11 protein-coding genes are annotated in these 10482 nt (G+C 41.1%); 1 reads left to right on the forward strand and 10 read right to left on the reverse strand.

Annotated features, from left to right (window positions below):
- Nucleotides 1-85: 85 nt before the first annotated feature.
- From RMY64_RS24730 to RMY64_RS24745, 4 genes are all read right to left on the reverse strand, one after another.
- On the reverse strand, nucleotides 86-502 hold the full coding sequence (locus RMY64_RS24730) for a GIY-YIG nuclease family protein (protein ID WP_322701383.1): 417 nt from the start codon (nucleotides 500-502) through the stop codon (nucleotides 86-88).
- Between the two features lie 293 nt (nucleotides 503-795).
- Nucleotides 796-1032: a 2Fe-2S iron-sulfur cluster-binding protein gene (locus tag RMY64_RS24735; protein ID WP_322701384.1), complete on the reverse strand. Its 237-nt coding sequence runs from the start codon at nucleotides 1030-1032 to the stop codon at nucleotides 796-798.
- A 145-nt stretch (nucleotides 1033-1177) separates the two neighbouring features.
- Entirely contained in the window at nucleotides 1178-2662 is a 1485-nt protein-coding gene (cobQ, locus tag RMY64_RS24740; protein ID WP_322701385.1) for a cobyric acid synthase CobQ, read from the reverse strand.
- 333 nt (nucleotides 2663-2995) lie between these two features.
- On the reverse strand, nucleotides 2996-3400 hold the full coding sequence (locus RMY64_RS24745) for an Npun_F0494 family protein (RefSeq protein WP_322701386.1): 405 nt from the start codon (nucleotides 3398-3400) through the stop codon (nucleotides 2996-2998).
- A gap of 194 nt (nucleotides 3401-3594) precedes the next feature.
- Here RMY64_RS24745 and RMY64_RS24750 point away from each other — a divergent pair, with 194 nt between their 5' ends.
- On the forward strand, nucleotides 3595-4032 hold the full coding sequence (locus RMY64_RS24750; RefSeq protein WP_289798885.1) for a peroxiredoxin: 438 nt from the start codon (nucleotides 3595-3597) through the stop codon (nucleotides 4030-4032).
- A 77-nt stretch (nucleotides 4033-4109) separates the two neighbouring features.
- Here RMY64_RS24750 and RMY64_RS24755 read toward each other — a convergent pair whose 3' ends face one another.
- The 6 genes from RMY64_RS24755 to RMY64_RS24780 form a co-directional block, all read right to left on the reverse strand.
- The gene (locus RMY64_RS24755) at nucleotides 4110-4508 is read right to left on the reverse strand and encodes a hypothetical protein (protein ID WP_322674262.1); all 399 of its coding nucleotides are present in this window, start codon (nucleotides 4506-4508) and stop codon (nucleotides 4110-4112) included.
- A 39-nt stretch (nucleotides 4509-4547) separates the two neighbouring features.
- Nucleotides 4548-5438, reverse strand: coding sequence for an ABC transporter permease (locus RMY64_RS24760; RefSeq protein ID WP_322674263.1), 891 nt, complete (start codon nucleotides 5436-5438; stop codon nucleotides 4548-4550).
- Nucleotides 5439-5564: 126 nt separating this feature from the next.
- Nucleotides 5565-6584 (reverse strand): ABC transporter ATP-binding protein, encoded by a 1020-nt coding sequence (locus RMY64_RS24765; protein WP_322701387.1) that lies wholly within the window; start codon nucleotides 6582-6584, stop codon nucleotides 5565-5567.
- 135 nt (nucleotides 6585-6719) lie between these two features.
- Nucleotides 6720-7700, reverse strand: coding sequence for a choice-of-anchor A family protein (locus RMY64_RS24770; RefSeq protein ID WP_322701388.1), 981 nt, complete (start codon nucleotides 7698-7700; stop codon nucleotides 6720-6722).
- A 552-nt stretch (nucleotides 7701-8252) separates the two neighbouring features.
- Nucleotides 8253-8741, reverse strand: coding sequence for a DUF2059 domain-containing protein (locus RMY64_RS24775; protein WP_322701389.1), 489 nt, complete (start codon nucleotides 8739-8741; stop codon nucleotides 8253-8255).
- Between the two features lie 120 nt (nucleotides 8742-8861).
- Nucleotides 8862-10343: an aminotransferase class I/II-fold pyridoxal phosphate-dependent enzyme gene (locus tag RMY64_RS24780; protein ID WP_322701390.1), complete on the reverse strand. Its 1482-nt coding sequence runs from the start codon at nucleotides 10341-10343 to the stop codon at nucleotides 8862-8864.
- Between the last annotated feature and the right edge of the window lie 139 nt (nucleotides 10344-10482).

Raw genomic sequence — 10482 nt, forward strand, 5'->3', positions numbered from 1 at the left:
CTATTAGTTACAAGGGTGCTTTAGTCCCAATTAAGCATAATAGTTTTTAATTTCTATTAAAATTAGAAAATAGATTTTATAGAACTTAACTCATTACTTTTTCAAGTAATTTTCGTATATATTCCCGTTTTATATTTTCTTCTTCCAAATCGGTTATTGTTGACATTGGTGTTCTGTTTCTATTCGCAAACGGATATTGACCAGTTATTCTAGTCCAGTTATCAAAAATTGTGCTTTCTAAAATTTCAGCTTCTTCAACAGAATATGTAACTTTATAAATTACATAATTTGCATAGTCTCTAATTCTGGCATTTGCTTCACCTGCCCTAAAATGAGCAGATACTATGTCACGAAGATTTGATGCTTTACCTACATATATAAAATCTCCATGTGAATCATACAGTAAATAAAGACCTGGTTCTACAGGTAATCCTGCATAACCTAGTGTTAGATCGTATAAAGGTAAATTATATTCTCTGACACAATCAAAAAAGTTATCCATATTTAGCTAGCTTTTACGACAAAATTATTACTCACTAACTATAAAAATTATATATATAGAAAAAAATAGTAATAATACGTAAAAATATTATTTAAACTAAAATAACCTACCATTGACCAGAAAGGATAGCAGCATTATAACCATTTGGTACTTAAGCCTAAATCATTATTTTGCTCCACTTACTCAATTGCCTATTTTACTTTTACCTCCAGTTTTATTTTTAGAACTACAAGAAAAAAGCTGCGCTCGCCACTCTCAAAGATATGACATTCTGAACTTAGAGGATTAAAAAACTACCAAGTTGGATCGCTAAACAAATTAATCGTCAATTCCTCGCGTGGCGGTACTCCGGTAATACAAGCGCGAACAATCTCTCCATCGTCTAATTCGACGGTACAAGCGTGACAAGATCCCATGAGACAACCGGTGGGAATAAACACCCCAGCCCGGTCTGCTACATCTAAGAGGGCTTCTCCCACTTCGGCATCTACTGTGACATCATCTGGTAAAAAGCGGACACGAACAATCATCAATATTACGCATTTAATAGAGTTGTCATTTGTCAGTTGTCATTTGTCCTTTGTAAATGACCAATACTTCTCTACGAGAGGCTGCGCCAACGACTACGCTCAGTACAAGTGACCAATGACCAATGACATTTTAAGGAATTTTAGCTTAAGACAAAAACAGATTTAAGTCTAAATGGCTGTCAACTTCAATGGCTAAAGAGTCCAAAATCTGCTCTCGCTGTTCTCGGTAGTTAGCAACACCGGTGGGCAAAGATTTTAAACCTCGCTGTTGACGGAGGCGATTTAACCAAGCCCGTCGCCAAGGCCCATTGTCAAAAAGCCCGTGGAGGTAACTTCCCCACACTGATTGACAACTATCTACTAACCCTAAATTAATATCGTCAAATAGGGCATGGTAGGATTGAATATCTATGCCTTGCTGTTCGATACGCGATCGCCCTTGGTGAATTTCAAAGCCATTAACTGGCAAGCCTTGTTGGGGATAATTTGAGCTAACTTGGCGCTGACGGGCGATTTTTTGTCCTGTAATTACAGTTCTGATTGGTAAAAGATTTAACCCTTGAAATCTGCCCGCTTGTCCCTCTATCCCTTCTGGGTCGGCGATGATTTGACCGAGCATTTGATAGCCACCGCAGATACCTAAAACCGTTCCACCAGAAGCAGCGTAGTTTTGGATAGCTTCTGCCATACCGCTTTTTTGCAACAGTAGCAAGTCAGCAATTGTGGTCTTTGTACCTGGGATAATTACGGCATCAGGATGTCCTAAATCTTGCTTAGGACTTAAGTATTTAATTGAAACTGTACTTTCTGATTCCAGTGGGTCAAAGTCGGTGAAATTGGCAATTCTTGGTAAGCGGATGACAGCAATGTTGAGGTCAGTTTGGGCTTTATTTGACGACGATTGACGTTCTAGCAAGTCAAGTGAATCCTCGGCTGGAAACATTTGTTGCAAGTAGGGTATAACACCGATAACGGGGATACCTGTGCGTTCTTCTAACCATTTTATCCCCGGATCTAAGAGCGATCGCTGCCCTCGAAACTTATTGATTACTATACCTTTAATTAAGGCGCGTTCATCTGGTTCCAATAACTCTAAGGTACCAACAACATGGGCAAAAGCACCACCCCGGTCAATATCAACTACTAACATGGTTGGTGCATTTAAATGTTTTGCTACCCGCATATTAGTTAAGTCGCGGTGCTTGAGGTTAATTTCCGCAGGGCTACCAGCACCTTCACAAACCACCATGTCAAATTCTGTTCCTAAATGCTGTAGCGATTCTTCAATTGTCCGCCACCCCAGTTCAAAATATTGCTCGTAGTAATCTGAGGCACTCACTTTGCCTACAGACCTCCCTTTAATAATTACTTGAGAAGTCATATCCCCTTGAGGTTTGAGTAAAATTGGGTTCATTTCTACCCAAGGCACGACTCCCGCAGCCCAAGCTTGCACTGCTTGAGCATAGCCAATTTCTCCACCACTGGCAGTAACATAAGCATTTAAAGCCATATTTTGACCTTTAAAGGGAGCCACTCGCCAACCACGCCGCGATAAAATACGACAAATAGCTGTAGTTAAAAGTGATTTCCCTGCATGGGATGTTGTCCCCACCACCATAATTGATTTCATAGTTGCTATCACTTAGTTTTTCAAGATACAGAGTTAATTCTTAGGAGCGAACAACAAGGCAGCAAGGGGAGTGGAAAAGCAGGGGAGCAGGGGAGCAGAGGAGAAAGTTGCAGTAAGTTTTTTCCCTCTGCCCCTTTGCACCTCTGGCTTTTGTGCCCAATGCCCAATGCCCAATGCCCAATACCCAATACCCAATGCCCAATGCCCAATGCCCACTATAACCATCACAAATTGTAGTTGGATGGTTATGGTAAAGACTTCATGAATAGATATGATGTTTCCGTGTATATTGTTCCCTTTGATTCCCTAATCCTAACTCTTGGATTTTTTATTCTAAAAAGGTATCCGTAACCAACGAATCATTGCATCATAGAAGCGATCGCGCCATGAAGGAGTACGCCAATTTTTTCCCTGATACTGCTCCACTAACTGGCGTCCCAAGGGAGTGAGACGAAAACTATCTGTAATTCCCTGACCATCAACTTCTCGGCGCAATACACCTACTTGAATCAACCAGCCCAAAGCGTCATCACAGGCTAATTCTGATAAAGGGCGTTTAGTATAGCCCTGCTTGAGTCCATTTTCCAGAGCGATCGTAGTTACTGATACACTCTGGTGTCCCATCACTTCAAATAAAGATACATTAAAAGGCGAACACACTAGCGATCGCTCGGCTCTTTCTACTGTGCTTTGAGGATAGACAAAAATATTTGGGTTTTGGGAATCAACAGCAGCCATTGTGTATTGGTAGAAATTTTTCTTCTAACAAAGATTAATTTAAGAATATATTTTTTCTTGTACCAAATACCTCATTAAACCAAAATTAGTTACCTAAAGTGTATTTATCCGATTTTTTAGTAATTATATTTAAACATTATAAATTAATGTAAAATTTCAAGTGCATCAACAATCTGAAACAGGAAAGGTTAATTATGCCTCTAGCAGTTGGTACGGATGCACCTGCATTTACCGCCAAAGATACAAACGGCAACACAGTCTCGCTATCTGATTTTGCCGGGAAAACGGTTGTTTTGTATTTTTACCCCAAAGATGACACGCCAGGCTGCACCAAACAAGCCTGTAGTTTTCGGGATGCCCAGTCTCAATATCAAGGTAAAGATATTGTCATCTTGGGAGTGAGTGCAGATGATGAAGTCTCCCATCAAGCATTCACCCAAAAGTATAATTTGAATTTTCCCCTACTGGCTGACAGCGACAAATCCCTCATCAAAGCTTTCGATGTGGATGGCGGCGGTTATGCCAAGCGCGTCACCTACGTAATTGACCCCAGCGGCAAAATTACCCATGTTGACGCTAATGTAAATACCAGCAACCATGCTAGCGATATTTTAGCTGCACTTGGGTTGTAGTTTTTTACCCGATCATTCAGGTTTTTTTTATAGTTTCAACCCCAAGCCTCTAGAAGCTTGGGGTTCTTTGTTTGAATTCAGTTACCTGATGGTGTCACCGATGGCGATGTAACTGATGGTAGTATAATCGTTGGCAAATTATTGGGGGTTGGTTGCTGTTGTTGACCTTGAATTAGTTTTTGTTGCCTTGCTTTAAAGGCTGCTGCTGCTGAGTTTAGTTCTTCGTTCTGTTGGTTAGAATCCCAGTTGAGATTCCCGAAATTTGCCCGATGAATCAGATCGAACATATTGAAATTGTCTGAGTTGGAACGGGCGAAAGGATCGGTATTTTGGTCTGTTGTACTATTACTGGGGAAAGCATCCGTTGGACTGCTGATTTGAGCGGAACTTGGTTGAGCCATGAGCAAGGAAGCAAAGCTAATTCCTGCTGCCGTAGCTAGAAAGAGTCTAGTAATTTGTAAAAATGGTTTTTTCATGGGTTTTGACCCTAAATAAAATTGATCTATTTTATCTTTTTAAGCCAGAGTCCGCCGCAGTTGGGGTTGAATACTCAGCAACGCGACTAGGGCAAAGCCAAACAACACCAGCAATGCTCCCCCAAAGGTAACATCGCCCCAAGGAGCCTGCATCACTATACTACTTAGTCCCCAATTACTGTGGAAATAGAGATAGCGAATTGGTTCGATCGCATAGCTGAGAGGATTGAGGGTAGCTACAACCTGCAACCACTTAGGCATGAAGGATAGGGGTGCTAAAGCAGTACTGGCAAACAATAATGGTAGGTTAGTGACGAAAATCACTGCAATCAATTCAATATGTCCGGGTAAAGCAAAAGCTAAACCGAGGGAGATGGCTGTTACACCCAAAGCTAAGAGTAAGACAATTAAAGCGATCGCACTTAAACCAGCTACATCTGGAAGTCCTGCGCCCAAAAATGCTGCTGCTGCAACAATTACGGCTGCTTGCAACAAACTTTGGCTGATGATAAAAATGGCTGAGGCAAAAACAATGGAAAACCGCGATGCTAAGGGTGCTACTAGCAAACGATTCAAAAAGCCGAACTCGCGGTCAAACATTACGGGTAAACCAGCATTCAGCGCCCCAGCAAAGGCTGTAAACACAATGATACCAGCAGCTAAAAATTGTCCGTAATTTGTTGCTGTATTACCAAATATACCCTTGGGGGCATTTTGGAACAAAGCGCCAAATAGCACTAACCACATTACTGGCTGAATAATTCCAGCAACCAAAGATGAGGGACGGCGTTGCAACTGAATGAACAAGCGACGAGTTAAAGCCAACGTCTCTTGTACCAATTCACCGAAAAAGTTAGGTGCAGTATTAACATCTGCTTGCGGCGATGCTAGCGGCTGCCAATTGATATCAGATTTAGGAGTAACACTCATGGCAATTTTGGATTTTGGATTTTGGATTTTAGATTGGGGATTGGGATTAGGGGAGAGATGACAGGTGACAGAGAATAATCTGTACCCTCTAACCTGTCACCTATTCCCTTCTTCACTCCCCATTCCTTATCTCATATTCTGCTTCTTTTCAGCTTTGGGATCGCGGGTGGCGACGGCTGCGAGTTCTGCATCCAATAAGGTGCGTCCTGTGGCAGCGAGATAAACGTCATCGAGGCTGGGGCGAGATTGGGCGATGCCAAATATGGGCAAGCCAGCGGTGTTCAGCGCTTGCTGTATGTTAATGAGAACATCATTTTGAGGTGTCACTACCAAGTTGAGCGAATTACCTTGAGCGCTGTTGATGATGACTTCTTGGACAAAAGGTAAAGGTTTCAGGAGGTTTTTAGCTTTTTCAGCTTCTTCAATGGGGGAAAACTCGCGGATTCGCAAGGTGATGCGATCGCCCCCTACTCGATCTTTCAATTGCGAAGGTGTATCGCTGGCAATGACAACGCCGCGATCTATAATTGCCACGCGATCGGCTAAAGCGTCAATTTCTTCTAAGTAATGGCTGGTAATTACTACCGTCGTCCCAGAGGCGCGTAATTTTTTCAGGAAATCCCACACCACAAAACGAGTTTCTATGTCAAGCCCTACAGTTGGCTCGTCCAACACCAAAACATCTGGTGCATGGAGCAACCCAGCAGCCAAGTCTAGGCGCTTACGTAAACCGCCAGAGTAGGTTCCTGTCTTTTTGTTGGCGTATTCTTGCAAACCGAGTAAGTCTAATACCGTCTCAATCCGCTGTTTGGCTATTGCGTTTGGAAGGTGATAAAGTGCTGCTTGCAATTGCAGCAGTTCTTTTCCAGTCAACACCTTATCTATAGCGACTTCCTGAGCTACGTAGCCTAGTCGTTGTCTTGCCACTTTCGGATTATCTAACACAGAGATGCCAGATACTTCGATAATGCCTGCATCCGGTGTGGTTAGCGTACACAAAGCACGCAAAGTTGTAGTTTTCCCAGCACCGTTGGGGCCAAGTAAACCAAAAATTTCTCCTGATTCTACCTGAAAAGAAACATCCTGGACGGCAACCACTGTACCGTAACGTTTTTGCAGATTTTGAATTAAAACGGCGGGAGCCATGACAGCCGATCCCCAACTATACAAATCTCAATAAAGTCTATCTTTATTGTAGAAGGTAGAGAGCAAGTAAATAGCGCATGAGCGAAAATCTGTAAACAAATTCCCGTTATGCGCTATGCTGCCAAAAATTTTTAATTATTCTAAACAAGTTGCTTGATTGCGTTTGTAGCGAAACAAACCAAATACGACAGCAACTAATCCTAAACCTGGAAGATTTCCAGGCTCTGGAACTTTACGAATGGGAGGCTTAGGCGGAGTGTAGTACTTTATTGGCACATCTGGCAGATCGCCATTAAATAGATAGTTGTGAGACTCACCATTTCCTGTCAAAGAAGCTACCACGACATTGCCGTTAACTTGACCGTTATTGAAATTGAAATTAGCCAAAGGCGCAAGAATACTACCTTGGATGCCAATTCCACTAGCAGTTAAGTTAGTTGCTTCATAAAAGTTGTAGATTACCTTTTGTTTATCTGCGCCAATGATATTAAACCCAAAGTTTTGCAATGACACATCCTTACCGCTGATATTGACAACGATAGTTGAATTTGCGTCCCCCTTAATTTCAAAATAGTTTGTCTTGGAGACAGATGAGCCTGCAAGATTAAAAACATTGAAAGCAGTACTACTGCCACTAAGGTTAATAGCACCCCAAGGTTGAACTGTTGTGTTACCAGTAGGAGTCAAGGTTGCCAAATATTCAGATAGTCCTCGCAGTTGTTTCCCTGCTTCATTGAAGTTGATGGGATTTCCCTGGCTGAGAGTTCCTTGGGGAAATCCCACATTGCTGGATACATTGGCACTGCCTCCATAGACAGCATTACCGTGGTAGACTTGACCGTTGCTCAGAGTTAAATTCTGTCCAGCAACTACTACGTTGCCGCTATTACCAGAAAGTCTGCTTCCAAGTCCGCCGACAAAATTTATGTTACCGCCAGCAGCAACTTTTCCTTCGATATCTGTATATTTTTGAGAGATATCTCCCAAAACAAATACATTGTAATCAGAGGCAGCGCCTAACTCAATTGCATTCGCTCTTGCTGAGAAACCCAGTGCTAGAGTGACTACAATTGGAACTGTTACTAACCCCCAAATATAATAGGTTTTTGATTTCATCTTCTAATTTAGGAATCATCAAGACGATCCTATGGGTATAAATCAAAGATTGCACTAGTTAGCTAGCTATTTTTATTGAAGTTTCACATTAGTATAACTACTATATACTTTTATCCAAATTATCTGCTCAATCGCATATTTACTGTTGATTGCATGAATTAAATTTTTATCAACAATAATTCAGGAGTTAGGAGTTAGGACGTTATTTCAAAACTTTGAAAGTTTTGAGGCTAGTATGATTGTAACCACTGATAAATCCCCCCATCGCCTGGATGTGTTGCAGGTAATCAAGAAATCAAGAATGGATTTCTTGATGACTTCTCCCGGCATTAACAAGGGAATTCGTGGAGGATAGGGATCTTTATTGTAGAAGGTGGAGAGCAGAGTTGATCTGAGTTTAAAGTTGCTCGATCGAGGAAGTAAACAATAGGCAGAGGGAGAGTAGGGGAGCAAAAAGAATCTTTCTCCTTTGCTGCTTTTTAGCAGGATTGGTAATTGAGCGAAACCTAAAAATTACCCATTTCTAAATTCCAGTTAACATCATAGACCGCTTTATCGAGTAGGGCGGATATATCCTTCTGCTTCCAATTTTTTTAAGGCTCTTTCGACTGCTACTTTTCCATATCTTATACCAACAGCAGTAGATTCCTGAGTGATTTGGGGAATAACGGTAATTGTTTTTTGTCCTAAAGGTGTCTGATAAAATGCAATGATTTGTTTGATTTCTTCATTAGTAAAGTATTTATTATAAATAGGAATAATCTCATTGACAATATCATCTATCTTGAGTTCAGCAGCAAAAGTATTCCAAAACTTTTGAGGAACTTGAGGGTATTCGGACTTGAAATCATTTAATAATTGAGTGAGGATCTGTCTAGAAACATTTTTCGCGCCAGTTATCTCTAACAATTTCTTGATATTATTATTTTTTTCTATTTCTTGAGCATTGTTACTTGGTGCAATAGTATTAGTTGGACTTTGAGCAAAAGTAACTCTATTGAAGGTCGTTACTAAGGAAAGTACAACTGCTGGTACGAACAAAAAATTTATCTTCATTGATTTAAATTTATTTTTAAGAGAGGATTATTTAGGTAAGTTGACAAACGAGGAACGATTGTGAGTAACGATCTCAAATTATTATCCTTAAATTTACCATATAAGTCATTCTTTTACTACCTTTAGGGTGCGGAAACTACTATCAGCACAACCACTAATTAATCCTCCCATTGCCTGGATTTGTTGCAGATAGTCAAGGACGGGTTTGGCGATCGCTTCTCCCGGCATTAACACAGGAATTCCTGGGGGATAGGGACAGACGATTTCAGCACAAATGCGTTTATTGGTTTGTGTCAAAGGTAGGATTTCACTGACAGCAAAAAAAGCTTCACGGGGAGAAAGTTGGAAAGCATAATCTAGTGTTTTGTCTAAATTTAGCCAAACCTGGTTTTTAACAGTCAAGTTGCTTCGGCGATATTCTTTGGCGAGGGTAGTGAAAGCTTGCACTAATTGTTCAATATCGGCTGGGGTGTTGCCCAAACTAATGATAAAAGTGAGATGTTGCAGTGAGGCAAATTCAGCAGTGACAGCAAATTTTTCATCCAAAATTTCATCTGCTTCAAATCCGGTTAAACCTAAACTAGAAACAGTGACAGTTAGTCGCGTTTTGTCTAAAGTTACAAAGCCGGGAGATCCTCCCAACCCCCCTTTTAAAGGGGGGCTTAAAACTGATAATCCAGGAATTTGACTGATTTTTGTTCTAGCTTCTTCAGCAAGTTGCAAAGTGCGAGACATCAACATTTTTCCGTGGAGTGCCATTTGCTGACGCGCTGCATCTAAAGAAGCTAAAAGTAAATAACTAGGACTGGTAGATTGTAAGAGTTGCAAAGCTTTACTGATGCGATCGCCATCTATCCTATTACCCTGAATATGCAGCATCGATGCTTGTGTCATCGCACCGAGTACCTTGTGGATGGATTGTACAGTTAAATCAGCACCTACGGCTAAAGCTGGAGTGGGTAATTCTGAATGAAAGGCAAAGTGTGCGCCGTGTGCCTCATCTACGAGTAGAGGGATATTATATTGATGTGTAATGTTGGCGATCGCACTCAAATCTCCACAAACACCGTAATATGTTGGATAAACTATTAATACTGCTTTCGCATCTGGATGTTGTTGGAGTGCAGCTTGTACAGCATTGGGTGTAATGCTATGAGCAATATCTAAAACTGGATCGTATTCAGGATTGAGAAAAATTGGTATAGCACCAGAGAGAATTAAACCTGCGATCGCCGAAGAATGTACATTCCGAGGCAGAATAATTTTATCGCCTGTGCCAGAGGTAGCCAGAATTGCCGCTTCAATTCCACAGGTAGAACCATTGACAAGGAACCATGTTTGCGAAGCGCCAAATGCCTCAGCTGCAAGTTGTTGTGCTTCTTGAATAACGCTTTGGGGTGCAAAAAGATTATCTAAATTTGCTAATTCGGTTAAATCAGCCTGAAAGACGGCTTTACCAAGTAAGTCAGCCAAAGGTTGAGAAATTCCCTCACCTAGTTTATGTCCTGGAGTGTAAAAAGGCGCATGAGGTCTTGCTCCATTCGCTTTTAAGGCATCTAATAAAGGTATTTGGTTTTGATTGAGCATTTTTGGGAAAACGAACCGTTAATGATAGAATCTTAAATCTGCTAGGGCATATTGAGTACTCCGAAATAACAAATGAGTACTCCAAAATAACAAATGAGTACTCCGAAATAACAAATGAGTACTCCGAAATAACAAATGA

This window comes from Nostoc sp. DedQUE08, from assembly GCF_034530895.1.
Lineage (GTDB): Bacteria > Cyanobacteriota > Cyanobacteriia > Cyanobacteriales > Nostocaceae > Nostoc.